The sequence below is a fragment of the Sandaracinaceae bacterium genome (genome assembly GCA_016706685.1).
Taxonomy (GTDB): Bacteria; Myxococcota_A; Polyangia; order Polyangiales; family Houyiibacteriaceae; genus JADJJE01.
Map to the genome: position 1 here is coordinate 102,119 of JADJJE010000051.1, position 26,150 is coordinate 128,268.

Annotated in this window: 15 protein-coding genes; 11 read left to right on the forward strand and 4 right to left on the reverse strand. The window is 70.8% G+C overall.

Translation table 11 applies throughout. The features are described from left to right. Positions 1-14 precede the first annotated feature (14 nt). Positions 15-992 (reverse strand): Rpn family recombination-promoting nuclease/putative transposase, encoded by a 978-nt coding sequence (locus IPI43_31085; GenBank protein MBK7778508.1) that lies wholly within the window; start codon positions 990-992, stop codon positions 15-17. Between the two features lie 118 nt (positions 993-1,110). Here IPI43_31085 and IPI43_31090 point away from each other — a divergent pair, with 118 nt between their 5' ends. The 9 genes from IPI43_31090 (at position 1,111) to IPI43_31130 (ending at position 17,317) form a co-directional block, all read left to right on the forward strand. Next, on the forward strand, positions 1,111-4,554 hold the full coding sequence (locus tag IPI43_31090) for a PD-(D/E)XK nuclease family protein (GenBank protein ID MBK7778509.1): 3,444 nt from the start codon (positions 1,111-1,113) through the stop codon (positions 4,552-4,554). Further along, positions 4,551-8,033: a UvrD-helicase domain-containing protein gene (locus IPI43_31095; protein MBK7778510.1), complete on the forward strand. Its 3,483-nt coding sequence runs from the start codon at positions 4,551-4,553 to the stop codon at positions 8,031-8,033. The genes IPI43_31090 and IPI43_31095 overlap by 4 nt, the downstream gene beginning before the upstream one ends. 33 nt (positions 8,034-8,066) lie before the next feature. After that, a complete protein-coding gene (locus IPI43_31100) occupies positions 8,067-9,080 on the forward strand; it encodes a TIGR03617 family F420-dependent LLM class oxidoreductase (protein ID MBK7778511.1) in 1,014 nt (337 codons plus the stop codon). Positions 9,081-9,088: 8 nt separating this feature from the next. Further along, on the forward strand, positions 9,089-9,670 hold the full coding sequence (locus IPI43_31105) for a DUF2470 domain-containing protein (GenBank protein MBK7778512.1): 582 nt from the start codon (positions 9,089-9,091) through the stop codon (positions 9,668-9,670). Between the two features lie 52 nt (positions 9,671-9,722). Then, positions 9,723-12,854, forward strand: a complete 3,132-nt coding sequence (locus IPI43_31110) for a hypothetical protein (protein ID MBK7778513.1) — start codon at positions 9,723-9,725, stop codon at positions 12,852-12,854. Between the two features lie 49 nt (positions 12,855-12,903). Next, entirely contained in the window at positions 12,904-14,121 is a 1,218-nt protein-coding gene (locus IPI43_31115; protein ID MBK7778514.1) for a threonine ammonia-lyase, read from the forward strand. Between the two features lie 32 nt (positions 14,122-14,153). Further along, a complete protein-coding gene (locus IPI43_31120; protein ID MBK7778515.1) occupies positions 14,154-15,068 on the forward strand; it encodes a DUF1295 domain-containing protein in 915 nt (304 codons plus the stop codon). A gap of 5 nt (positions 15,069-15,073) precedes the next feature. Then, on the forward strand, positions 15,074-15,427 hold the full coding sequence (locus IPI43_31125; protein ID MBK7778516.1) for a glutaredoxin: 354 nt from the start codon (positions 15,074-15,076) through the stop codon (positions 15,425-15,427). Between the two features lie 75 nt (positions 15,428-15,502). Then, positions 15,503-17,317, forward strand: coding sequence for an acetate/propionate family kinase (locus tag IPI43_31130; protein MBK7778517.1), 1,815 nt, complete (start codon positions 15,503-15,505; stop codon positions 17,315-17,317). A gap of 146 nt (positions 17,318-17,463) precedes the next feature. Here the strand turns inward: IPI43_31130 and IPI43_31135 are convergent, their stop codons facing one another. Further along, positions 17,464-18,276, reverse strand: a complete 813-nt coding sequence (locus IPI43_31135; protein ID MBK7778518.1) for an FHA domain-containing protein — start codon at positions 18,274-18,276, stop codon at positions 17,464-17,466. Positions 18,277-18,328: 52 nt separating this feature from the next. Beyond that, complete coding sequence (locus IPI43_31140; protein ID MBK7778519.1) at positions 18,329-19,972, reverse strand: hypothetical protein; 1,644 nt, start codon at positions 19,970-19,972, stop codon at positions 18,329-18,331. 484 nt (positions 19,973-20,456) lie between these two features. On the opposite strand from IPI43_31140, the gene IPI43_31145 reads away from it, so the two are divergent. Next, positions 20,457-23,018, forward strand: a complete 2,562-nt coding sequence (locus IPI43_31145) for a DNA translocase FtsK 4TM domain-containing protein (GenBank protein MBK7778520.1) — start codon at positions 20,457-20,459, stop codon at positions 23,016-23,018. 671 nt (positions 23,019-23,689) lie between these two features. Beyond that, on the forward strand, positions 23,690-24,796 hold the full coding sequence (gene ychF, locus IPI43_31150; GenBank protein ID MBK7778521.1) for a redox-regulated ATPase YchF: 1,107 nt from the start codon (positions 23,690-23,692) through the stop codon (positions 24,794-24,796). A gap of 5 nt (positions 24,797-24,801) precedes the next feature. Here ychF and IPI43_31155 read toward each other — a convergent pair whose 3' ends face one another. Beyond that, a complete protein-coding gene (locus tag IPI43_31155) occupies positions 24,802-25,968 on the reverse strand; it encodes an acyl-CoA dehydrogenase family protein (GenBank protein MBK7778522.1) in 1,167 nt (388 codons plus the stop codon). Between the last annotated feature and the right edge of the window lie 182 nt (positions 25,969-26,150).

Here is a 26,150-nt window from a genome sequence, read left to right on the forward strand (position 1 = left end):
CCGCAGTGTCAGCGTCAGTGTGTGGCGAAGACGTCGGCGAGTTCGGTGGCGAGCATCACGCGCTGCGCCAGCCGCTGCAGCTCCCGCACCTCGGCGGCCTCGATGCGCGCGTGGTACGAGGCATCGAGCTCCCCGAAGCGCTGCGCGAGCAAGACGCGCAGCGTGTCGCGCAGCGCGCCGAGGCCTTCTTGACGGCCTTGCTGTAGACCTTGCTGTAGGCCTTCTTGCCGGAGTTGATCTGCGATGGTTGCCAAAGGAGCCTCCGCGGCGGGGATGTGTTCGAGGATGGCCTGGCGGACCGCTTCGTATGAGTGTGGGCCCACCGTGAGGAGAATGTAGCGCACAAAGACGCGTGCTTCATCGGGGAAGTCCACGAGCACGCGCGCGAAGACGGCGCGCCACGCAACGATGCGGGCCAGCAGGGCAGTGAGGTCTCGGCCGTCCCGCAGCAGCCACAACGCCACCTGCGGTACCGGGGCGAGCGGCCGCGCGAACAGGTCCTGGTCCGACACGAAGACCAGGTCCTCGATGCGAAGCTCGAGGTTGGGAACGAACGGGCGCAGCTCGGGGAACTGGTCGAGGCCCTCGACCATCTCGTGGAGGCTGCGGGGTGCGGTCCAGCCGGACGGCCCGTGGTGCACGACCAGGGTCATCACGGGTGGAAGGGTCTTTCGGTCGGGCTGCTCGCGGAGGATCGAGGCCCACACGAGCTGTGTGTACTCGAGCACGCGCAGGGGCATGAGCGGGTGCGGCCAGCTCTGGTGCTCGATGATGATGTGCAGGTAGATCAGCTTGTCGCCGAGCGGTACCCGGAAGAGCAGGTCGCTGTGGCGGTGCGCCATGCTGGGGCTGACGAAGCTGCCAGGAATGAGCTCGAGCCGGGTCAGGTCGAGCGCCGCCACCAGGGCCGCCGGCAGGACGCTGCGGAGCATGTCGGCGGCGTGTGTGGGCACCCCGAAGATGCGCTTGAAGAGGCCGTCGTGGTCACCCATGGGGACGCTCGCGGGGGTCGGTGGTGTGGAGGGGGTGGTGTGGCATCGGGGCTCCGTTCGGCAGCCGTTGTCGGACGGGTGCACCACGGGTTGCTTCGATGTGCGATAGTCGCCGCGCATGGTGTGGCACCACCCGTCGGCCTCGGCGCGTCGCAGTGAGGCGATCCGCTGGGTGCAGCAGCTCCCCCCCGGGTCGGAGGGCATCGTCGTGACCAGCTCGCTGCACGCGGCCAACGCGCTGCTGCGCGACGCGCTGGGTGACCGTGAGGCGGCCTTCGGCTGGCATCGGCTCACGCTGGGGCAGCTGGCCGCGCAGCTGGGGCTGCCGCAGTTGGCGCTTCTGGGCCGCACGCCGGCGTCGCCGTTGGCCATGGAGGCGCTGGCGGCGCGCGTGGTGTTCGAGCTGGGGCAGGCGGGGCAGTTGGGGCGCTTCCAGCCGGTGGCCCATCGGCCGGGGCTGCCACGTGCGCTGGTGCGCACGCTGCGCGAGCTCTCGCTCGCCGAGGTGTCTCTGGACTCGTTGCCCGACACCGACGCGGCGCGTGACCTGCGGCGGGTGGGCCACGCGCTCGCGAGCGCCTGTGCGGCGTACGGTGTCGCGACACGCGCAGAGCTGCTGGTGGCTGCTGCGAGTGCCGCTACACAGGCCACACACCCGCTGATCGGGCTCCCGCTGCTGAGTCTGGACGTGCCGCTGCGCTCGCCGCTCGAGGCGCGCTTGCTCGCCGTGCTGCTGCGGGGGCACACCGCGTCCGCTGTGCTGGTGCCCAGCGGTGACGAGAGTGCGCGGCGCTGGCTGCAGCACGCGGGGTTGCCGGAGGCGCGTGAGCTTGCTGCTGCGAAGGCATCCCCTGCCAAGCCGCCTACCGCGCTGACTCGGCTGCAGGCACAGCTCTTTGCGCCCGACTCGGCGTCCGTGGATGAGGCGGTGTCCGCTCCCCGCGGCGACACCAGCGTGCAGCTCATGAGCGCCCCCGGTGAGAGCCGCGAGTGCGTGGAGCTCGCGCGGCGCGTGCTGGCCCATGCCCAGGAAGGCGTGCCCTTCGAGCGCATGGCGGTGCTCTTGCGCAGCCCCGAGGCGTACCATGCGCACCTGCGCGAGGCGCTCGGGCGGGCCAGCATCCCGGCGCACTTCACGCACGGCGCCAAGCGCCCCGAGCCGGGCGGGCGCGCGCTGCTGGCGCTGCTCGACTGCGTCATCGAGGGGCTGTCGGCGCGAGCGCTGGGCGAGTACCTCTCGCTGGGCGTGCTGCCGCGCAGCGAGGACGGCGCGCCACCGCCGGCCGTGTCGAGCGCCGACGCGTTCGTGCCACCCGACGAGGAATACCTGCCTGGTGCCGTGTCCCGCGCGCTCGATGAAGGCGCGGATGTGGCTGCTGGGGGGATGGACGACCCCGACGAACTCGACGAGCTCGCCGCGAGCGACACCGCGACGGCCAGCGCCGGCGGGAGCGGCGGGACGGGTGAGGTGCACCTCGCGACGCGCCGGCTGCGCGCCCCCCGCACCTGGGAGGCGCTGCTCATCGAGAGCCGCGCTGTGGGAGGGCGGGAGCGCTGGACCGCGCGCTTGGCTGGACTGCGCGCCGAGCTCGAGCTGCGCGCCAGCGAGGTGGCCGCCGAGGCGCCAGACTCCCCGCGCGCCCGCGCGCTCGCCCACCGGCTGGCCAGCCTGGACGAGCTGCAGGCGTTTCTCCTCCCGTTGCTGGACGAGCTCACCGCCCTGCCCAGCAGCACCAGCTGGGGTCGCTGGGTGCAGGCCCTCACGCGCGTGGCCACGCGCGCGCTGCGCGAGCCTGCGCCGGTGCTGCGCGCGCTGGCCGAGCTGGCCCCCATGGGCGAGGTGGGCCCGGTTTCGCTGACCGAGGTGCGCCTGGTGCTGGCCGAGCGCCTGGGGGAGCTGCGCGACCCGCCCAGCACGCAGCTGGCCGGCAAGCTCTTCGTGGGCTCCCCGGACGAGGCTCGGGGCCACAGCTTCGCGGTGGTCTTCGTTCCCGGCTTGGCGGAGAAGCTCTTCCCGAAGAAGGTGCTGGAAGACCCCATCCTGCTGGATGCCGCGCGCACCGCCATCTCGCCGGCGCTCGCCACCCTGACCGAGCGCGTGGCGGAAGAGCGCCTCTTGCTGCGCCTCGCGGTCGGCGCGGCCGAGCGCGCGGTGGTGCTGAGCTGGCCGCGCGTGGACACCGAGCGCGGGCGCCCGCGTGTGCCTTCGTTCTACGGCCTCGAGGTGGTGCGCGCCGCGGAGGGCACGCTGCCCGACTTCCACGCGCTCGAAGCGCGGGCGCTGCACGGCGCCGCGAGCCGGCTGGGCTGGCCGGCCCCCGAGGTGCCCACGGACGCCATCGACGAGGCCGAGTACGACCTCGCGACCCTGGCGCAGGCGCTCGGCAACGGCGCGGGGAGCGCTGCGGTCACGGGAGCCGCGCGCTACCTCTTGGACGCCAACCCCCACCTCGGCCGAGCGCTACGGGCGCGCGCGCGTCGCCACGGGGTGGCCCGCTTCCTGCCGGAAGATGGGCTGGTGCTGCCCAGCCAGCGCGCCGCCGAAGCCCTCGCGAAGCACCGTCTCTCGGCTCGGCCCTACAGCGCCACCGCGCTCGAGCGCTATGCCCGCTGCCCGTATCAGTTCTACCTGCACTCCATTGCCCGCCTCGCCCCGCGCGAGGTGCCCGAGCGCGTGGAGGGCCTCGACCCGCTCACGCGTGGCAGCTTCATCCACGAGGCGCAGTTCCGAATCCTGCGGGCGCTGCGCGACCAAGGTGCGCTTCCGCTCTCGGGCGACGCGAGCCTCACGCTGGCCCGGGCCGAGGTGAACCGGGCCTTCGCCGACGTGGAGCGCGAGTACCGCGAGCGGCTGGCGCCGGCCATCGAGGACGTCTTCCGCAGCCACGTCGAAGCCATCCATGCCGACTTGCTCGAGTGGGTGGCGCGCCTCGCCGAGCCCGAGGCCCCGGGGGCCGCGTTCGTGCCCACGCACTTCGAGCTGGCGTTCGGGCTGCCCACGCGCGAGGGACACGACGAGGCCTCGCGGCGGGAACCCCTGCCGCTCGCGGCCGGTGTCACCCTGCGCGGCTCCATCGACCTGGTGGAGCGCCGTGGCCGAGGCCTGCGGGCCACCGACTACAAGACGGGCCGCAACGTGACGCCTCCGCGCCTGCGCCTGGGCGGAGGCCAGACCCTGCAGCCGGCGCTCTACGCCATGGCGCTCGAGGCGCTGTTCCCGGACGCCGAGGTGAGCGGCGGGCGGCTCTACTTCTGCACTACCCGCGGTGACTGGAGCGCGCGCGAGGTGCCGCTCGACGACATCACGCGGGGCGGCGTGGCGGACGTGCTGTCCGCCATCGACGGCGCGTTGACCGATGGCTTCCTCCCGCCCGTGCCGCTCGAGGATCGCACGCGCAGCGAGTGCACGCGCTGTGACTACGTGGGGGTCTGCGGGCACGGAGAGGGACGCCGCGTGTCCAGCAAGGTCTCGCGCGCCACGACCAAGTCGCGCGGCACCGGCGACGAGGCCGACCACGGAAAGCGCTTGATCCAACTCGACTTGCTGCGGAGGCGCGAGTGACCGCACCCCTCGGTGACTCTGCGGCGCGCGATGCCATCCGCTCCGACCTCGACACCACCCTGGTGGTGGAGGCCGCGGCCGGCACCGGCAAGACCACCGAGCTGGTGCACCGCATCGTCGCGCTGGTGGCGCGCGGCGAGCGCCTGGGCCGCATGGCGGCCGTGACGTTCACGGACAAAGCCGCAGGCGAGATGAAGCTGCGGCTGCGGCGCGCGCTCGAGGAAGCACGGCAACACGCGCTCGCGGCTCGCATGGCGGGTGAGGCTGGAGCCCAACCGCGCGCGCTGCACCTGGAACAAGCGCTGGCCGAGCTCGAGGTGGCGCGCATCGGGACCATCCACGCGTTCTGCGCGGATCTCCTGCGCGAGCGCCCCATCGAGGCCAACGTGGACCCGTCGTTCGAGATGGCCAGCGAAGACCAAGTGGCCGCGCTGCTCGAGCGCGCCTTCGACGACTGGTTCACGCGTATCCTCGTTGCTCCGCCGGCCGCGCTCACGCGGCTCCTGCGGCGCGGCGGCTTCGACAGCGACCAGGGTGCGAGTGGCCTGCTGCGCTCGGCAGCGATGGCGCTCGTGGACGACCGCGACTTCGACGCGCCCTGGCCGCCGCCGCCCAGCTTCGACCGCGAGCGCGCCATCGACGAGCTGGTGGACGCGCTGCTCACGCTCGACGCGCTGGCCAGCGCAGGCAGCCCGAGCAGCAAGCTGGTCGGGTCGTTGCACCTTCTCGCCACCCCTGCCGTCGAGGCTGCGGCACGCGAGCGTCGCGTGGGCCTCGGTCGCGACTACGACGGCCTCGAGGCGCAGCTCTGCGCGCTGCCCACCAAGTGGGACGCGTGGCGGTACGACGGCTACCCACGCGAATTCCCCGCGGGGATGCGAGACGAAGTGCTGCAGCGCCGCGCCCGCTTCAAGGAGGACCTCACGCGCTTCGCCGAGCACGTGGAGGCCGAGCTGGCCTCGGCGCTGCGCGAGCTGCTGCGCGACGTGGTGCACGACTACGAGGCGCTCAAGGCGCGCGCCGGCTGGCTGGACTTCACGGACCTGCTCGTGCGCACGCGCGAGCTGCTGGTGCGCGACGCGACCGTGCGCACGGCCTGGCAGCGCAGCTTCAGCCACCTCTTCGTGGACGAGTTCCAGGACACCGACCCGCTCCAGGCGGACATCCTGCTGCTGCTGGCCAGCGACCCCGACGCCTCGCTGCCCGGGCTCGCCCAGCAACGCGAGGCCTGGCGCCTTTCGCGCGTGGTCCCCGGCAAGCTCTTCGTGGTGGGCGACCCGAAGCAGAGCATCTACCGCTTCCGGCGCGCCGACGTGCGCATCTACGAAGGCGTGAAGCGGCACCTCGCGGCGGGCGGTGCCGCGGTGCTCTACCTGAGCACCAGCTTTCGCTCGCTGCCGGGCATCCAGGCGCTGGTGAACGCAGCCTTCGCGCCCACCATGCTGCCCACCGAAGACGGCACGCAGGCGCGCTACGTCCCGCTCGAGCCCTTCCGCGCGGCGGGCAGCACACAGCCAGCCGTGATCGCGCTGCCGGCCCCGCGCGCGCGCCTGTGGCGCGAGGGTCCCGTGAAGGGCTCCGTGGAAGAGTCGCTGCCCGACGCGGTGGGCGCCTTCATCGCCTGGCTGGTGAGCGCCTCCGGTTGGACCGTGGAAGAAGCGGGCAAGCGCGTCCCCGTGGCCCCACGCCACGTGTGCCTGCTCTTCAAGAGCCTGCACTCCACCTTCAAAGAAGACCCGGTGCGCGGCTACGTGGACGCGCTCGAGCGCCGGCAGGTGCCGCATGTGCTCATGGGCGGGCGCACCTTCCACGACCGTGAGGAGGTGGGTGCGCTGCGCCAGGCGCTGGCCGCGCTCGAGTGGCCCGACGACGAGCTGGCGGTCTACGCCACGCTGCACGGGCCGTTCTTCGCGCTCAACGACGACGCGCTGCTGGCCTACAAGGACACGCTCGGGCACCTCTCGCCGGTGCGCCGGGTGGAGCCCGAGGCGCTGCTGGGAGACGAGCAGCTCGAGGCCGTGCAGGCGGCGCTCGACGTGCTGCGGCGCCTGCACGCACGCCGCAATCGGCGGGCCATCGCCGAGACGCTGGGTGACCTGCTCGCGGAGACGCGCGCGCACGCCTCGCTCGCGTTCTGGCCCTCGGGCGAGCAGGCCCTCGCCAACATCTTGCGCGTGGTGGACCACGGCCGGCGCTTCGACGCGCGCGGCACCACCTCGTTTCGCGCCTTCGTGACGTGGCTCGAGGGCGCGGCGGACACCGAACGCGGCGGCGGCAACGCGCCCATCGTGGAAGAGGGCGCCGAGGGCGTGCGCGTCATGACGGTGCACAAGGCCAAGGGCCTCGAGTTCCCCGTGGTCGTCCTGTGCTCGCCCACCGAGAACGCTGCGTGGAGCCGGCCCTCGCGATTCGTGGATCCAGAGCAGGGCCTCGCGGTGCGTTCGCTGGCGGGCTGCCTCCCCATCACCTTGCGCGAGCGCGCCGAAGAAGTGCTGGCGGCCGACCGCGCCGAGGCGCTGCGCCTGCTCTACGTGGCCAGCACGCGCGCGCAGGACCTCTTGGTGGTGCCCACCACGGGCTTTGGCGAAGGCGCGAGCTGGTGGCTGACGCCGCTGTCTGCCGCGCTCCACCCGCCCGCCACGCTGAAGCGCGCGAGCACGGCTGCGCCCCTCTGCCCGCCCTTCGGCGAGAGCAGCGTGCTCGACGCCGAGCGCCCCGACGAGACCGTTCGTCCTGGCCTGCACGAGGAGCTTGCTGGAGGTGTGAGCGTGGTCTGGTGGGACCCTGAGCGCCTCTCGCCCGTGGATGACCCCGGTGGCAGCCGCAACGCCGCGCTGCTGGTGGAAGACGCAGCCGGCCAGGCCGTGGCTGGCGCCGCGGTGTATCGCGCCTGGCGTGACGCGCGCGCTGCGCTGCGCGAGACCGCGGCGGAGCGACAGCACCGCGCGCAGCCCGTCACGGCGGCCTCGAAGGACCCGGAGACGCCGCGCTGGGTGCGCGGTGGCCAGCACGTGGAGTTCGAGCGCACCAGCGCTTCGGGCAGTGAGCGGCCGCGCGGTCCGCGCTTCGGCACGCTGGTTCACGCGCTGCTGGCCGAGCTGCCGCTCGACACCGACACACGCGCCTGTGAAGACCTGGCCCACGCGCACGGCCGCCTGCTGGGCGCTACGGAAGACGAGGTGCAGGCCGCTCAGGTGGCCGCGCTGGCCGCCTTCGCCCACCCGCTCATGCAGCGCGCCCGCGCCGCCGATGCCCTGCGCCGCGAGACGCCCATGCTGTTGCGCACGCCGGACGGCGGCCTGATCGAGGGCATCGTGGACCTCGCCTTCCGCGAGGGCGAGCGCTGGACCGTGGTCGACTTCAAGACCGACCTCGGCGACGCTCCGCTGCCGCACTACCTCGTGCAGGTGCGCCTCTACGCCGACGCCATCACGCGCGCCACGGGCCAGCCCGCCCAGGCGCTTCTCTTCGGCGTGTGACACCGGCATCCTCTCGGCCCAGGAACCCATCCCATGACCACCTTCAAGCTCGACGCTCCGCTGCTGGCCCCGAACCTCGCCTCCGTGCCACAGCGCGCGCGTGACATCGCCGAGCGCGGCTTCGACGGAACCTTCACCTTCGAGGGGCCGCACGAGCCCTTCATGCCGCTGTTGCTGGCGGCCGAACACACCTCGCTCGAGATCGCCACGGGCGTGGCCATCGCCTTCGCGCGCACCCCCATGACCGCGGCCAACCTGGCGTGGGACCTCCAGCACTTCAGCCAGGGGCGCTTCACGCTGGGCCTCGGCTCGCAGATCCGCCCGCACGTGGAGGCGCGCTACAGCATGCCCTGGGGCAAGCCCGTGTCGCGCATGCGGGAGTTCGTGCAGGCCTACCACGCCATCTTCGACTGCTGGATGAACGGCACCAAGCTCGCGTTCCGCGGCGAGTACTACACGCACACGCTCATGCCCCCCATGTTCCACCCGGGCAAGCTCGGGGCCGTGCGCCCCAAGATCACGCTCGGCGGCGTGGGCAACAACATGGTGGAGTGCGCGGGCGAGGTGGCGGACGGACACCTGGTGCACCCCTTCCACACGCTCACCACGCTGCGCGACACCACGCTCCCGGCCCTCGAGCGCGGCCTCGCGCGCAGCGGGCGCACGCGCAGCCAGCTCGAGCTGTCGGCGCAGGTGCTGGTGGTCAGTGGCCGCGACGACAAGGAGCTGAAGGGCGTGCGCGAGGCCGCCCGCGCACAGATCGCCTTCTATGGCTCCACGCCAGCCTACCGCCACGTGCTCGAGGCCGAGGGCTACCCCGAGCTCCATGGCGAGCTCCACGCGCTCTCGAAGCAAGGCAAGTGGATGGACATGGCGGCGCGCATCGACGACGGCCTGCTGGCCAAGGTGGCCTGCGTGGGCACCCCCGACGAGGTCGCCCGGGAGCTGACGGCCCGCTACGAGGGCGTCGCCCAGCGCGTGGCCATCGCTACGCCGGTGGCCCTGAGCGCCGAGTGCGAGACGGCCCTGGTGCGAGCGCTGCGGTAGGCTGCGGCATGTCCGAGCCCGAGCACGTCGAGTCCCTGCTGACGACCCCGGCCTTTCGCCTCGAGCGCATCGTCTCGCGCGGGCACGCGTCTCCGCCGGGCTTCTGGTACGACCAGGACGAGCACGAGTGGGTGTGCCTCGTGTCGGGGGCGGCCACGCTCGAGATCGAGGGCAGCGACACCGTGGCGCTACGTGCGGGGAGCACGCACCTGCTCCCTGCGCGGACGCGCCACCGCGTGGCCTGGACGAGCCCCACCGAGACCACCGTCTGGCTCGCGCTCTTCTTCCGCGACGCTCCGCTCCCCATGCTGGCCGCGGAGCACATCGCCCGCATCGTGGGCCACATGAACGACGACCACGGCGACTCGCTGCTGGACTACGCACGCCACCTGGCAGGCGTCCCTGGCGCCACGTCCGCGCGCATGACGCAGGTGGACGCCGCAGGGTTCGGGCTCGCCGCCGAGACTCCGGAAGGACCCCGTCAGCTGCGGCTGCCGTTCGACGCCCCGATCCGCGACACGGGCGAGGCGCGCAGCGCCCTCGTGGCCATGGCCAAGCGCGCCCGGCAGGCCGATCACCCCCAGGAGTGATCTCCGCACGCGACCTGTGTTAGCCTCATCGCTCACAGTCACGACGGGGGTCATGATGGTGGGCGCAGTGTGGAACAGGGTGGTGGTCATCGGCGGGCTCGCGCTCGCGCTCGCTAGCGTGGGCTGTGGCTCGGGGACCGTCGTGGACGACGACGACCTCTTGCCAGACCAATGCACGTCGAGCGCCATGTGCGACGACGGCAACTTCTGCAATGGCGAGGAGACGTGCGATCCGGCGAGCTCCTTCGCCAGCACGCGTGGCTGCGTGCCGGGCCTGGCCCCCTGCGGCGCGGACACGTTTTGCGACAACGATGCGGGGGTGTGCACCGTGCTCTGCGGCGACGGCGATGGCGACGGACACGACGGGGTGCCGTGTGGGGGCGACGACTGCGACGACACCAACCCCGGCCGCTTCCCCGGTAACCCGGAGGTCTGCGATACGTTCGACGTGGACGAGGACTGCAACCCGCTGACCTTCGGCACGCTCGACGAAGACGACGACGGCCACGTGGACCTGGCTTGCTGCAACGAGGACACGGCCGGCATGCGCTACTGCGGTGACGACTGCGCCGACCAGCGGCGCGACACGCGTCCGGGCATGCCCGAGGTGTGCGACGGCATCGACAACGACTGCGACACGATGCTGGACGAGGGCGTCACGGTGACGGGGCGGCCCGACATGGACTTCGACCTGCACGGCGACGAGGGCGCGCAGGCGATCATGCGCTGCGCCGACACCCAGGGCTTCTCGGTGTTGAGCGACGACTGCGACGACGGTCGCGTGACGGCGCACAGCGCGCAGCTCGAGATCTGCGACGGCCTCGACAACGACTGCGACGACCTGCTGGACGAGAACGCGGTGGCCGTGGCCTGGTACCCCGACGACGACGTGGACGGGTTCGGCGATGCGGATGCGACGCCCGTGATCTCTTGTGCCGTGGTCAGCGGCCACGCCGTGCGCACCGGCGACTGCGATGACAGCGACCAGAGCCTGAGCCCGTCCGCCGCCGAGCGCTGTGACGGGCGCGACAACAACTGCGACGGCGTCGCCAACTTCCTCATCAACTTCGGCGACACCGAGGACGACGACGAAGACGGCTTCCCCGACATGCGCTGCGGTGGTAACGACTGCAACGACGGCAACCCCAGCGTCTATCCGGGCGCCATGGAGCTGTGCGACGGCGTGGACAACGACTGCGACGGCGTGGTGGACGCCGACTCCGCCGACGCCCTCTGGTACCTGGACCTCGACGGCGACGGCTTCGGCGACGCCACGGGCGGCACCATGCTGTCTTGCACCCCCATCGCCAACCGCATCGCGCGCGGCGGCGACTGCGACGACGGGGACGCGGGCATTCGCCCGGCCGCCAACGACGCCTGCAACGGCATCGACGACGACTGCGACGGCACCACGGACGAGAGCGGCCTGCGCTTCCCGTTCTATCCGGATGACGACGACGACGGCGTGGGCGACGCGAGCGGTGGCGTGATCTTCGCCTGTCCCGGTCGCGAGCCCACGGGTGTGTCCCAGGCCCAGGGCGACTGCGACGACGACGACGACACGGTCTACGCGGGGGCCCCCGAGCTGTGCGACGGAGACGACAACGACTGCGACGGAGTGACCGACGAGGATGCCCCGCAAGCGTGGTTCCCCGACGGCGACTCGGACGGACGCGGCGTCCCGGCGGGCGGCATGACCACCTGCAACCCGCCCGCGGGCTACGTGCTGTTCAGCGACGACTGCAACGACCTCGACGCCAACAACTTCCCCACCAACGCGGAGAGCTGTGATGGCGTCGACAACGACTGCGACTCACAGGCCGACGATGGCGCAGACGCCGCCTGCATGCTCTCCACTGGGATGGGGGTGTGTTCCATGGGTGCCTGCCTCATCGCCGATTGCGCGGCGGGCCGCGACGACTGCGACACCACCTTCGGCACAGGTTGCGAGGTCGACACGAACCGGAATCCGTCGCACTGCGGAGCGTGTCTCGCGCGCTGCAGCCTGGGTGACTCGTGCGGTGCCACGGGTCCGCTCGGCATCTGCGACGACGCCCCCTTCGTGCAGCTCGCATCGAGCTGGGACCAGATGTACATGCTGCGGAGCACGGGCGGCACCGTGGTGTGGGGCGCCAACACGGTGGGTGAGCTGGGCGACGGAGGCAGCGTGGTCCGGACCGCCCCGGTCGAGGGCTCACGCGGCTGGGTCGAGATCGATGGTGGCGAGGGCTTCGGGTGCGCGCGCAACGCCGCCGGGCGTGTCTTCTGCTTCGGGACGACGACCAGCGGCAAGCTCGGCAACGGCATCTCGGACGGGAGCATTCGCGCCACACCCGTGCCCGTGGTGGGCTTGGTGGACGCCACCGTCATCTCGGCCGGCTTCGACCACGCCTGCGCCATCCGACAGGGCGGCCAGGTGGTCTGCTGGGGCAACAACTTGCGCGGTCAGCTGGGCACGGGCGCAACCGGCGGCATCTTCGCCACGCCCACCCCGTCGCTGGTGACCGACGCCATCGACATCTACGCGGGCTTCGAATTCACCTGCGCGCTGCGACCGAGCACCAGCGGAGGGAACCGCGTGACCTGCTGGGGCGAGAACGACGAGGGCGAGCTCGGCCGAGGCTTCACGTCGACCTCAGAGGTCTCGACCGAAGTGGACGTCGTGGGAGTGCCGAGCGACGTCATCCAGCTGGGCCAGAGCGCGGCCGGCGCCTTCACGTGCGTACGCAGCTCGGGGGGCGCGGTCTACTGCTGGGGCTTCTCGTCGCTCAACGCGGTGGGCCAGGGCTCGAACTCCACGGTCGCCATCCGCATCTCTGACGGGAGCGGTCCCATCGCGGACGCCGTCAAGGTCATTCCCGGCGTCGACAGCGCTTGCGTCTTGCGCCCCGGGGATGGTCCGGGCCGCTTCGCGGTGTGGTGCTGGGGAGGCGGACGCATCCAAGGACAGGTCGCGTTCGGCACGGACTCGCCGGTGGCGGAGCACGTCCGTGACGCCACGGGGCCCATCACGGACGCGCTCGACGTCGCGGTGGGTCAGCAGTGGGCTTGCGTCACACGCAGCGACGGCGGGGTGTGGTGCTGGGGACGCGACACCAATGGGGTGCAGGGCAACGGCTCGTCCGTCACGGCGGATCAGCCCCTCGCGCAGCGGGTGATGACGCTCTTCCCCGCCGACCCGTGAACACGGAGCCGCGCGCTAGCCGCACCGCTCCTGCTACGCTCGGCTCACCATGACGACTCCCGCGCCAACGCCACCCACCCTCGCCGACGTGGTGGCCGCGCGCGAGCGCATCCGCGACGCGCTCACCCTCACGCCGCTCACGTTCTCGCAGACGCTCTCCGAGATCACCGGCGCACGCGTGTTCCTCAAGTTCGAGAACCTGCAGTTCACCGGCTCGTTCAAGGGGCGCGGCGCGCGCAACCGGCTGCTGAACGTGCAGAAGGGGCGCGGCGTCATCGCCATGTCCGCTGGCAACCACGCGCAGGGTGTGGCGCACCACGCGGCGCTGCTGGGGCTCTCCAGCACCATCGTCATGCCCGAGAACACGCCCTTCACCAAGGTGGCCCGCACGCGCGCGCTGGGTGCCACGGTGGAGCTGGCGGGCCGCGATGTCATGGAGTCCGCCGTGCGTGCCCGCGAGCTGGCCATCGAGCGCGACCTCGAGTTCATCCACCCCTTCGACGACCCGGCCGTGGTCGCAGGGCAGGGCACCATCGGGCTCGAGATGCTGGAGCAGCGCCCGTCGCTCGACATGATCGTGGCGTCGGTGGGCGGCGGCGGCATGCTCTCGGGCATCGCGCTGGCGGCTAGCGGCCACGACCGCCCCGTGCAGCTGGTGGGCGTGCAGAGCGAGCGCTACCCGTTCATGGCGGACTTCCTGCACGGCTGCGCGTCCAGCGTGGTGGCAGGCTCCACCGTGGCCGACGGCATCGCGGTGTCGCAGCCCGGGACCATCGGGCGGGCCGTGCTCACCCAGCAGCACGCCGAGGTGCTCATCGTGCGCGAGGCCACCATCGAGCGCGCCATCGCCATGCTGCTCGAGATCGAGAAGACGGTGGTGGAGGGCGCTGGCGCCGCGCCGCTGGCTGCCTGCCTCGAGCACCCGGAGTTCTTCGCCGGCCGCGAGGTGGGGCTGGTGCTCTCCGGCGGCAACATCGACCCGCGCACGCTCGCGGTGGTCACGCTACGTGGCCTCGCCAACCAGGGGCGCCTCAACCGCGTGCGTGTGGAGCTGGACGACCTGCCCGGGCGCCTGGCGCTGGTCTCCAAGGTCATCGCGGAGGCGGCGGCCAACGTGGTGCAAGTGGACCACGACGGCCTCGGCTCCACCGGCGCGCGCAGCACCGTGCTCGACCTGCGCATCGACACGCTGGACGCGGCCCACGCCCAAGAGGTCATCGACCGACTGCACCAGGCGGGCATCCGCGCCGAGCTTCTGCCCTGGTAGCGGTTCTGTGTACACGGTATACTAGCCGCCGCATGAGTGCCCACCCCCCCAAGCACAGTCGTGCGGCGTCGTTTGGCTACATCGTCCTCGCCTACGTCGTCGCCATTGCCGCTGCCTATGGCACGGTCCTCTACTTCCCCCTCGAGTCGCCGCTCTACACGGCCTTCCTCGCGGACTTCGTCGCCACCTGCGCCGTCTTCGCGTTCAGCGTGGCGTTCAGCAACTCGAGCTTCTACGACGCCTACTGGAGCGTCATCCCGCCGCTGATTGGCGTGTACTTCTGGACGCACGCGGCCCCCGACGCCGAGCTCACCCGGCAGGCGCTGTGCCTGGGCCTCTGCACCCTCTGGGCGGTGCGCCTGACCTACAACTGGGCGGTCGGCTGGACCGGCCTGCACCACGAGGACTGGCGCTACGTGGACATCAAGGCGAAGACCGGCGCGCTCTACTGGCCGGCCAGCTTCGCGGGCATCCACATGTTCCCCACGGTGGAGGTCTTCTTCGCGTGCCTGCCCATGTGGCCGGCCCTCACCTCGAACGCACCCCTCTCCTGGATCGACGGCGTGGCCACCGTGGTCACGCTCGGGGCCATCGTGATCGAGACCGTGGCCGACGAGCAGCTGCGCGCGTTCGGCAAGACCAAAAAGCCGGGCGAGCTCATCCAGACGGGCCTCTGGCGCTACTCACGGCACCCCAACTACTTCGGCGAGCTCACCTTCTGGTGGGGCCTCTTCCTCTTCGGCTTCGCCGCCTCGCCCGCCGACTGGTCCTGGACCATCATCGGAACGGCGTGCATCACCGTGATGTTCTTCTTCATCAGCGTGCCCATGATGGAAAAGCGCCAGCTCGAGAAGAAGCCCCACTTCGCCAAGGTCGTCGCGAGCACGTCGATGATCATCCCCTGGTTTCATCGCGGCAGCGCCGCGTCCACCTCTCCCTCGGAGTAATGCCCATGGCTCGCAAAGTCCTCTCGGAAGACAAGATCCACCCCGCCGCCCGCGAGAAGATCGCCAGCAACCACGCCGACATCGTGGCCGAGGTGGAGGCCGCCATCGCCAAGCACGACGTGGTGGTGGTGGGCATGGCCCAGAACCCGCACCCGAAGCGCGTGCGCAAGGCCCTCAAGGCGAAGGGCGTGGCGCACGAGTACCTCGAGTACGGCAGCTACACCAGCGAGTGGCGGCGGCGCACGGCGCTCAAGATGTGGACCGGCTGGCCCACGTTCCCCATGTGCTTCCACAAGGGGGTGCTGGTGGGTGGTGCCAACGAGCTGATCGCGCTCTTGGACAGCGGCGAGCTGCGCTGAGGCCCGACGCCATGGCGGCCGAGACGGCGGCGCAGGGTTGCAATCCCCTGCGCTTCCGTTGGATTCTCGCCCGTCATGAACGTCCTCGTCGTCAATTGCGGTAGCTCCAGCATCAAGCTCGACCTGCTCGACCCGTCCACCGGCGCCCGCGTCGCCACCGGCAGCGTGGAGCGCGTGGGCAGCGAAGGCTGCTCGTTCGCCATCGACAAGGGCACGCCCGAGGTGCTGCCCGGGGCGGACCACCTCACGGCGCTCCAGGCGGTGCTGCCCAAGCTCACCGCCGGTGCGGCCGTCGGCGCCGTGGGTCACCGCGTGGTGCATGGTGGCGAGCGCTTCAACGCGCCCGTGCGCATCGACGACACCGTGGAGGCGGCGATCGAGGCGCTCATCCCGCTGGCCCCGCTGCACAACCCTGGGAACCTCGCTGGCGTGCGCGCCGCCCGGGCACTCTTGCCGGACGTACCGCACGTGGCGGTCTTCGATACGGCCTTCCACGCCACGCTACCCACCCGCGCCAGGGTGTACGCGCTGCCCACCGCGCTGGCCGACAAGCACGGCGTGCGGCGCTACGGCTTCCACGGGCCCAGCCACCAGTACGTGGCTCAGCGCGCGGCCGAGGCACTGCGCGAGGACATCCGCCACCTGCGCATCATCACCTGCCACTTGGGCAACGGCGCCAGCATCGCGGCCATCGAGAACGGGCGCTCGGTGGAGACCAGCATGGGGCTCACGCCGCTCGAGGGCCTGGTCATGGGCACGCGCGCGGGCGACGTGGACCCGGGCGCCATCCTCACGCTCATGCGCGCCGAGAAGCTGGACGTGGACGCCCTCGACCGCATGCTCAACAAGGAGTCGGGCCTCGCGGGGCTCAGCGGCGTGGGCAACGACCTGCGCGACATCGAGGCGCGCGCGGCCGAGGGCGACGAGCGCTGCCGGCTGGCCATCGAGGTCTTCTGCCACCGCCTGCGCAAGTACATCGGCTCCTACGCGGCGGTGCTGGGCGGCGTGGACGTCATCGTCTTCACGGCGGGCATCGGCGAGAACAGCGCCTCCATTCGCCACCGCGTGCTCCAGCGCCTCGACTTCCTGGGCGCGCGCCTCGACGAAGACAAGAACCGCAGCGCGCGCGTCTCGCGCGAGTCGCCCACCGCGATCATCTCGGAGGACCACTCGCGCACGCGCCTGATGGTGGTGGCCACCGACGAAGCCCAGGCCATCGCCAGCGAGACGGCCAAGCTGGCCAGCGCCGCCGACAAGGTGGAGGGCGCCGCGCGCATCCCCATCGCCATCAGCGCGCGGCACGTGCACCTCAACCGTCAGACGCTGGCGCTGCTCTTCGGCCCGGAGGCCAAGCTCACCGAGCACAAGCCGCTCAGCCAGCCCGGGCAGTTCTCGTGTCACGAGAAGGTCAACCTGGTGGGCCCCAAGGGGCGCATCGACGGCGTGCGCATCCTCGGCCCGCTGCGCAGCCAGAACCAAGTGGAGATCGCCCGCACCGACGAGTTCAAGCTGGGCGTGGACGCACCCGTGCGCGACAGCGGCGACGTGAAGGCGAGCGCGCCCATCACGCTCGAGGGGCCCGCGGGCTCCGTGCAGCTGACCGAGGGGCTCATCTGCGCGCGGCGTCACATCCACATGCACACGGACGACGCTATGCGCTTCGGCGTCTCGGACAACGACGTGGTGGAGGTGGCCGTGGACACCGAAGGGCGCGACCTCATCTTCGGCGACGTGCTCATCCGCGTGAGCGACAAGTACGCGCTCGAGATGCACCTCGACACCGACGAGGCCAACGCGGCCGAGATCACCCCCGACGTGGCCGGCGAGCTGGCACCCACCCACGGCAGCGTGCGCCTGCTCAGGAAGCGCACCGAGTTCGTGCAGGGCTGAGATCCCTGAGACGAGACGTGCGAGGGGTCGATAAATCGCCCTAGCGCGAGCGCGCCCGCAGTGGACGGGCGAAGGAATACTTCTGTATTTCGAGCTCGGCCACGAGGACGTAAGCCGCGATCGGGCGATTTACCGACCCCTCGCCCTCACTGATACGTGAAGCGCAGGTCGTAGTCGCAGATCTGGTAGACGTCGCCCTCCTGGATGGCGCGGCTGTCGATCTTCCCACCCTGGAAGTCGATGCCGTTCGTGCTGCCCAGGTCCTTCATGTAGTAGATGCCGCCGTGGTAGACGACGGCGGCGTGACGGCGCGAAATGTTGCCGTCCTTGATGGCCAGGTCGGCGGACTTGCTGCTGCGGCCGAGCACGAACTCGTCCTTGTTCACCGGGAATTTCTGGCCGTTGAAGATGATGAAGAGCGCGGGCTTCGACGGCGCGGGCGGCGGCACGCTGGGAAGGCGCGGCGGCGCGGCGGGCAGCGGCGGCACGGACGGCTTGGCCATCAGCGGCGCGGCGGGCAGCGGCGGCACGAAGGGCGCGGCCACCGGCGGAGCGACCGGCGCGATGGGCATGACCGGGATGGGGGCCGGCGCGACAGGGGCTGCGACCGGCATCACGGGGGCGGGTGCAAACGCGGCCTGCTGGGGGAGCGCGGGCACGACGGGGGACACCGAGGGGCCGGGCAGCGTGGGCTGCGTGGGCAGCATGGGCGGCAGGGGCGGGGCGGCCGGCGGCGGCGCGGCGGCCGGGGCGCCCATGGGCGGGATGCTGGGCCGCTGCACCGAAGCCGAGGGGCTGCGCACCCCATAGTTGCGCGAGCGCGCGTACTGGCGCATCGACTCGTTGATCAGGTAGTCCACCGAGCACTCCAGCTCACCGCTCATCTGCTCGAAGATCTCGTAGAGGTAGTCGCGGCACTGGAAGCTGCGCAGGGTCTTCTTGTTCTGGTCGGTGGCCATTCGGATTGCCTAGGGTGAGAAAGGAGGGCGGTCGCGAGCGGGAGAGTTGCCCTCAGGGGGCGGCGGGGGCGGCGGGGGCGGCGGGAGCCGGCGCAGCAGGAGCAGCAGGTGCCGCGCCCGCGGGTGCCGCGGCCGCCTCGGGGCCGGCGAGTCGCTCGCGCAGGCCGCGCAATGCCGCCTCGGCCACCTTGCCCACGGTGTCTGCGGCGGGGCGGAGATCGGTCCAGTGGTCGCCCGCGAGCGGCGTGCGGTCGCTGACGCGCGCCTCGAGGAGCGCGGCGTCTGCGGCGGCCCCGCGACGCTCGATGAAGCGCATGGCGATGATGCGGTTCCACCACTGCGTCGCACCGAGCTGGCGGGTGAGCACCTCGGTGGGCGGCTCGGACATCTGGCTCATGCGCTGGGCGTAGCCCTCGAGCTCCTCCGGCTCGTACTCGATGTCGGCCGGCGCGGACGGGAGACGGGTGAGGAACTCGGCCACCACGGCGCTGCCGCCAATGGAGAGGATGAGCTCACCGGCGCGCCAGCGCAGGCGCTTCGCGGTGTCGTCGTTGTCCACCGTGGCGAGCAGCGGCCAGAGGCGTGGGATGGCGGCCACGCTGCGGATGTCACCCACCCGGTCGAAGGCGTCGTCACGCACGCCGAGCGCGTTGGTGGGGCTGGGGTTGAGCGCGATGTCCAGCAGCGCGGCCAGGTTGGCCTCGCTCACGTTCCCCTCGAGCGCCTGGAGCGCCTTGCGACGGCGCGCGTTCAGCGCTTCCACGAAGGCAGGCGGCGTCTCGACGGCAGGCACGGCGGCGCCGATCTCGAGCAGGCGCGTCTTGATGCTGGCCTCGGTGGCGAGGTGCTTCATGGCGGGCAGGATGCCCTCGGTGATCCAGTTCTCGCGGTTGATGTGCACGGCTGCGTCGAGGCGCACGGGATCCAACGTGGAGCCGTCGGCCGTCATCTGACGCTGCAGCTCACCCTTGAGCCAGTTGAAGAACGCCTCGCCTTCGATCTCGCGCTCGATGGCGACCAAGCGCTCGGCGCCCGCCGTCTTGGTGGCGGCGTCGCCCAGCTGCGCCACGAGCTCCGCGATCTTCACCATGGCCTGCTGCGGCATGCGCGAGCTGAGCGCGTTCACCAGGCGGCTGGCGGCGGGCGCACCCACCGAGCGGACGATCTGCTCCACGCTGTAGTTGCCTGCCAGGCTGCGGCCCACGAAGTCCCGCACGTACCAGTCCACGACGCCGTTCACGAGCGTGGTGTGTGTCTCGCCCTCGGCGTGGGTCAGCAGCAAGTATGCGGCGTCCTTCGCGCGCACCTGCATGGGCGGCGGGCCCTGCTCCTCGTTGTGGCCGGGTGGCGTCTCGTTCATGAGCTCCACCAAGCGCGGCGCCATGCCGGCCACGATGCGCGGAGGCAGCGTGGGATCCTGGCGCTGCAGCTCTTCGAGCGCGCGCTGCAGGAGCGCGAGGCCCTCCACGTCATTGCGCTCCATCTCGACCAGCGCCGTCGCGGCGCGCGTGCGCAGCTCGAGCGAGTAGTGGTCGCTGAGGAGCACGGCCACGATCTTGCGCGGGCCCTTCACTGTGCGGCGCCAGTACTCGATGTCGTCCGAGTTGACCTTGCACCCCAACAGCGCGCTCAGCGCCATGATGGTCAGCAGCGAGCGTGCGACGAAGCCGAGCTGCCGCGCCCGGCCCTGAATCATGGAGCCACGGTCAGAGGGACGGGAGGAGGCGAGGTGTGTGCTGCGAAGGGTCATGAAGTGCCCAATCGGGTCACGACGGCCAGGGGCGCCGAGGGAGCCGGAGGAGAGCCATTGGAGAGCCGACAGATGATCGAGAGTCGAGCCGGAGCCCGTGGAGCCGGGGCAATTCCGGCGAGGCGGCGCAGGTCTTGGCGGACCAGCGTCCCCCGGAACAGAGGGCCTCTGCGGAGCGCAGAACCCGACGTGATAGTAGAGGATTCGCCCGTACGATCAAGAGTCTCGTGAGGACGGCCGGGGGTGCACGGGGGCCCCCGCCTTGGGGCCACCCCGATTTCTTGACCCGAGCCCACCGGACCAGCTAGCCTGGATGTGCGAAGGTACACACTTGGCCTCACAAACAACTACATCCGCGCACACGAAGTCGCGACCCCGTCCCCCTGCGGTCAGCGAGCCCGTTCCGTCCGCTACTGGCCGGCGGCACGAGGTGCTCGGCATCTTCGCCGCCACCTGGGCCCTGCTGATGGGCCTCTCGCTGTGGTCGTACGACGCGGCGGGCGGCGACAACCTCGTGGGCCCTGTCGGGACCGGCCTCGCCAGCGCGCTCGCCACCGCGTTCGGTGTCGCGGCGTGGCTGCTCCCCATCGAGCTGGGCCTCGCGGCACGGCGCCTCTTCAGTGGGCGTCGCGGCCTGCTGGGCGCCGCCACCATCGCGTCCACGCTCGTCATCGTGTTCATCGGCTGCGCGCTCTTGCACCTGGCCATGCCCAGCGAGCAGGTCTTCGGCGGTCACCTGCCGGGGGGTCGCATCGGCGAGGTGCTGGGCGAGGTGCTGCGCTCGCTCTTCGGCTTCGCGGGTGCGGTGGTGCTGGGCGTCGCCATCCTGCTGGTCACGCTGGTGCTGCGTACCCCCGTCTCGGTGGTGGATGCGGCGCGCATGCTGACTTCCGCCTTGCGTGAGGGCTACGGCCGCGTGAGCGACGCCATCCGAGCCGTGGCCGAGGCCTGGCGCGAGGCGAAAGCGCTCGAGGCCGAGGAGCACGCTGCACAGCGCGCGCTGTTGGAGCCCAAGGTGATCACCGCCGGCGCACCGGCGACCGCCGAGCCCGCAGCGGGGCCGGACACGCGCGATGAGGGCCTCTCCTCGGTGTGGGACGACGAAGACCTCGAAGAGGCGCGCGTGAGTGGTGCCGCGCTCGGTGCCCGCCCCTCCGGCGCGGCCCACGTGGTATACGACGACGAAGAGGAACACGACGAGGTCTTCGACGAGGACGAGGACGAGGACGCCGACTCACTCGAGCTGGCCGCCGACGCCGACGTGGAAGATGACGACAGCGCAGTCGAGGACGACGACGAGGCTGGGATGACCGTGGTCAGCCCGCTCATCCCCGCCGCCGTCACGCCCAAGCGCTCTCTCGCGCAGGTCGCGAGCGTCCCCAAGATCGTGGTGCCGGAGCACATGCGCCGCGAGGTCATCGAGCGCGAGCGAGTGCCCACGGTGCGTGCCGCGCGCGGTGAGTTCGAGCTGCCCGGGACCGACCTCCTGGACGAGCCCTCCACCGAGGAAGTGCAGCAGGATCCTGCAGACCTGAAGCGGCTGGCCGAGCTGCTGGTGAGGACGCTCGACGCGTACAAGATCAAGGGACGTGTGGACGAGATCCACCCGGGTCCCGTGGTGACCATGTACGAGTTCGAGCCCGAGAGCGGCACCAAGGTCAGCAAGATCCGGGGCTTGGCCGACGACCTCGCCATGGCGCTCGCGGTCGAGAAGGTGCGCATCGTGGCGCCCATCCCGGGCAAGGCGCGCGTGGGCTTCGAGCTGCCCAACACCATCCGCCAGACTGTGTCGCTGCGCGAGATCCTCGAGCTGCGCGAGTGGCAGGACCACAAGGGCCACCTGCCCGTGGCGTTCGGCAAGGACATCGCGGGCAAGCCCGTGTACGGCGACCTCAGCAAGATGCCGCACCTCTTGGTGGCCGGCGCCACGGGCGCGGGCAAGAGCGTGGGCCTCAACGTCATGCTGGTGTCGCTGCTGGCGAAGAAGACGCCCGAAGAGGTCCGGATGCTGATGATCGACCCGAAGGTGGTCGAGCTCGCGGTCTTCGACGGCATCCCGCACATGCTGCTGCCGGTGGTCACCGACATGAGCAAGGCCGCACTGGCGCTGAAGTGGGCCGTGGACGAGATGGAGCGGCGCTACCAGCTCTTCGCGGACGTCGGCTCCAAGAACATCATCACGTTCAACCGCAAGGTGGAGCGCGTGATCGCGGGCGAGCTGCCGCCGGACAAGTTCCAGCCGCGGCGCGTGGGCAAGGTCACCGCGCAGGGCATCAACGGCGAAGAAGTGCTCATGGACCCGGACGACGACGAGGTGCCGGACGCGCTCGACGCCATGCCCGAGAAGCTGCCGTACATCGTGGTGGTGGTGGACGAGTTCGCCGACCTCATGATGGTGGCCGCCAAGGACGTGGAGACGTGCATCGCGCGCCTCGCCCAGAAGGCACGCGCCGCGGGCATCCACGTCATCCTCGCCACGCAGCGCCCCAGCGTCGACGTCATCACGGGCATGATCAAGGCCAACTTCCCGTGCCGCATCGCCTTCAAGGTGTCGAGCCAGCCGGACAGCAAGACCATCCTCAACCGCCAGGGCGCCGAGCACCTGCTGGGCCGCGGCGACATGCTGATGATCCCGCCCGGCTCGAGCGACCTCCAGCGTGTGCACTCGGCCTTCATCGACGAGCACGAGGTGGAGAAGATCTGCGACCACCTGCGCGAGCAGGGCAAGCCCACCTACGACGAGAACATCCTCAAGCCGCGCGACGACGAGGAGGGCATGCCCGCCTCCGAGAGCGACGATCCGCTCTACGACAAGGCCGTCGCCGTGGTCGCCGAAGAGGGCACCTGCTCCATCAGCCGCCTCCAGCGCAAGCTCAAGGTGGGCTACAACAAGGCCGCCAGCCTCGTGGAGATGATGGAACAACACGGCATCGTCGGGCCCCCGAACGGGAAGGCCGGCGGACGTCGCGAAGTGCTGATCCAGGCGCACTGAGGCCTGGGCGGAGGCCGGAGGTCCGAGGCGGAGACCGAGACCGAGGCGGAGACCGAGACCGAGGCGGAGACCGAGACCGAGACCGAGGCGGAGACCGAGACCGAGGCGGAGACCGAGACCGAGGCGGAGACCGAGACCGAGGCGGAGACCGAGACCGAGGCGGAGACCGAGGCCGTGGCCGACGTCCGCGCCCCATGCCCGAACACGAGTTCCTCACTGCGGCTCGCCGTGCTCGAAGCGAGAGATTCGCAGCCGGGTGTGACGACGCCACCGAGCCTGCCCAATCAAGGGTGTCTGTGGCGCTGCTGCGGCGCGATGGGTCGCTGGCGGCGGTGGGTCGTCCGCAGGAGATGTCGGAACGTGCCTCAGAGTAGCGGGAGCGTTGCGCGGCGTCGGCACCACCGCGATCACTGCCGCTCCGCCTTCGGCGGGCTCAGGCGCAGTCGCCCGCCACGGACTCGGCCACGGCCACGGACTCGGCCTCGGCCTCGGCCTCGGCCTCGGTCTCGGTCTCGGTCTCGGACTCGACTCGGTCTCGGACTCGGACTCGGACTCGGACTCGGTCTCGGACTCGGACTCGGTCTCCGACTCGGCCTCGGCCCCGGCCTCGGCCCCGGCCTCCGGCCTCGGCCTCGTTGCTCCGGTGCTGCGTGCGCGCTATCCACCGCGCCGTGGCTCTTTCAGTAGGAATCGTCGGGCTGCCGAACGTCGGCAAGTCCACCCTCTTCAACGCTCTGTCCGAGAAGCAGCAGGCCGAGGCTGCGAACTATCCGTTCTGCACCATCGACCCGAACGTGGGCGTGGTGGACGTGCCGGACCCGCGGATGGTCACGCTGACGCAGTACTTCAAGCCGCAGAAGATCATCCCGGCCACGGTCGAGTTCGTGGACATCGCGGGCCTGGTGAAGGGCGCCAGCAAGGGCGAGGGGCGCGGCAACGCATTCCTCACCAACATCCGGGACTGCGACGCCATCGCGCACGTGGTGCGCTGCTTCGAGGACCCGAACGTGGTGCACGTGGACGGGCGCGTGAACCCGCTCGCGGACATCGAGACCATCGAGACCGAGCTCATCCTCAAGGACCTCGAGAGCGTCACCAAGCGCCTGGACAAGGCCCGCAAGGCGTCGCGCGGCGGTGACGCCAACGAGAAGCGCATGGTGACGGTGTGCGAGGCGCTCGAGGCCGCGCTCGACAAGGGGCAGCCCGCCAACACCGTGCCGTTCGACTCCGTGGACGACGTGCGCGCCTGCAAGGAGCTCGGGCTGATCACGCGCAAGCCCATGTTCTTCGTGTGCAACGTGAAGGAAGAGCAGCTCAGCAAGATGGACACCGACCCGCTGGTGGCCCAGGTGCGCGCGTTGGGTGAGAAGCGTGGCGTGCCCGTGGTGGTCATCAGCGCCGCCATCGAGGCCGAGATCATGCAGCTCCCCGAGGAGGACCGCGCGGACTTCCTGGCCAGCCTCGAGCTGCCCGAGCCGGGCCTGCACACGCTCATCCGCACCGGTTACTCCATGCTGGACATGATCACGTACTTCACCTGCGGCGAGAAGGAAGTGCGCGCCTGGACCATCAGCCGCGGCACCAAGGCGCCCGGCGCGGCCGGCAAGATCCACACCGACTTCGAGCGCGGCTTCATCCGCGCCGAGGTCATGGCCTACGAGGCCATCGAGGAGCACAAGTCCGAGGCGGCCGTGAAGGCAGCTGGCAAGCTGCGCCTCGAGGGCAAGGAGTACGTCGTCGTCGACGGCGACGTGATGCACTTCCGGTTCAACGTCTGAGCGCCTCAGCCGCGGCGAGCCACCTCGCCGAGCACGGCGCGCGCGATCATCATGCGCTGGATCTCGCTGGTGCCCTCCACGATGCGCAGCACGCGCAGCGAGCGGTAGAAGCCCTCGGTGCGGGTCTCCTTCATCCAGCCCATGCCGCCGTGGATCTGCAGCACGCGGTCGCACACCTGGTTGACCATCTCCGTGGCGAACAGCTTGCACATGCTCATCTCCTTGGCGGCGTCCTTGCCTTGGTCGATGAGCCACGCGCAGTGGTAGATCATGTTGCGCGCCGCGTAGATCTCGGTGGCTGAGTCCGCCAACATCCACTGGATGCCCTGATACGAGGCGATGGGCTTGCCGAACGACTGGCGCTGCCCCGCGTAGTCGGCGCCCATGTTCAGGAGGAACTGCGCCACGCCCACGGCCCCCGCCGCGATGTGCAGGCGCCCCGCGCCCAGGAAGCGCATGGCCTCCGCGAAGCCGTAGCCCTCGCGGCCCACCACGTTCTCCGGACTCACCTCCACGTCTTCCAGCACCACCTCGGCCTGGCCCTCGAAGCCGGCCATGCCCTCGTGGATGCGCCCCACCTTCCACTGATCACGCTCGATGATGAACGCGCTGATGCCGCCTCGCGCGCGCTTGTCGGCGTCGTTGAGCGCGAACACCACGCCCCAGTCGGCCTTGTGCCCGTTGGAGATGAAGTGCTTAACCCCGTTCAGCACCCACTTGTCACCGCGCTTCTCGGCTTTGGTGGAGATGTTCTGCGCGTCCGAGCCCGCGCCCGGCTCGCTGAGCATGAAGCAGCAGGTGGTCTCCGCCGCGATCAGGGGCTTCAAGTACTTCTCACGCTGTGCCGCGTTGAACACCAGGTGCATGGGCGACGGCCCCTCGGGCCCCGCCAGCGCCAGCGCCGCCAGCACCGATCCGGTCGCGCCGCAGGCCTCGCGCAAGATGATGCCGTCCACCTCGCTCATGCCGCCACCGCCCACCTCTTCGGGCATGTGGTGCGCCCAGAAACCCAGCTCCGCCGACTCGCGCCGCACGCGCTTCACGATGTCTTCCGGGATCGGCTGGTCCAGCGTGATGCGGTGCTTCTCCTCGAGAGGCTTGAGCTCGCGCTCCACCCACTGCACGAAGGAGTCTCGAAAAAGGCGCGTCTCTTCACTGAGGTTGAAGTCCATCCCGGCAGGTCTACGTCGCGCCCGAGAATTCCGCCACTACGGACGCCACAACGCCTCGTTGTCGCCGTCGTTGTCGTGGTCGTGGTCGTATCCGTACTCGTGCTCGTAGACGTGCTCGTGCTCGTGCTCGTGCTCGTTGTCGGCTATCGACTCATCACAAGTTCGTCGGGGCAGTCCGAGGC

What these genes read in the sequence shown, in the direction of transcription:
- IPI43_31110 (MBK7778513.1), top strand. Translation starts at nt 9,723, where the DNA reads ATGATGGTGGGCGCAGTGTGGAACAGGGTGGTGGTCATCGGCGGGCTC.
- IPI43_31085 (MBK7778508.1), bottom strand. Translation starts at nt 992, where the DNA reads ATGGGTGACCACGACGGCCTCTTCAAGCGCATCTTCGGGGTGCCCACA.
- IPI43_31140 (MBK7778519.1), bottom strand. Translation starts at nt 19,972, where the DNA reads ATGATTCAGGGCCGGGCGCGGCAGCTCGGCTTCGTCGCACGCTCGCTG.
- IPI43_31105 (MBK7778512.1), top strand. Translation starts at nt 9,089, where the DNA reads ATGTCCGAGCCCGAGCACGTCGAGTCCCTGCTGACGACCCCGGCCTTT.
- IPI43_31130 (MBK7778517.1), top strand. Translation starts at nt 15,503, where the DNA reads ATGAACGTCCTCGTCGTCAATTGCGGTAGCTCCAGCATCAAGCTCGAC.
- IPI43_31100 (MBK7778511.1), top strand. Translation starts at nt 8,067, where the DNA reads ATGACCACCTTCAAGCTCGACGCTCCGCTGCTGGCCCCGAACCTCGCC.
- IPI43_31155 (MBK7778522.1), bottom strand. Translation starts at nt 25,968, where the DNA reads ATGGACTTCAACCTCAGTGAAGAGACGCGCCTTTTTCGAGACTCCTTC.
- IPI43_31120 (MBK7778515.1), top strand. Translation starts at nt 14,154, where the DNA reads ATGAGTGCCCACCCCCCCAAGCACAGTCGTGCGGCGTCGTTTGGCTAC.
- IPI43_31135 (MBK7778518.1), bottom strand. Translation starts at nt 18,276, where the DNA reads ATGGCCACCGACCAGAACAAGAAGACCCTGCGCAGCTTCCAGTGCCGC.
- IPI43_31125 (MBK7778516.1), top strand. Translation starts at nt 15,074, where the DNA reads ATGGCTCGCAAAGTCCTCTCGGAAGACAAGATCCACCCCGCCGCCCGC.
- IPI43_31115 (MBK7778514.1), top strand. Translation starts at nt 12,904, where the DNA reads ATGACGACTCCCGCGCCAACGCCACCCACCCTCGCCGACGTGGTGGCC.
- IPI43_31090 (MBK7778509.1), top strand. Translation starts at nt 1,111, where the DNA reads ATGGTGTGGCACCACCCGTCGGCCTCGGCGCGTCGCAGTGAGGCGATC.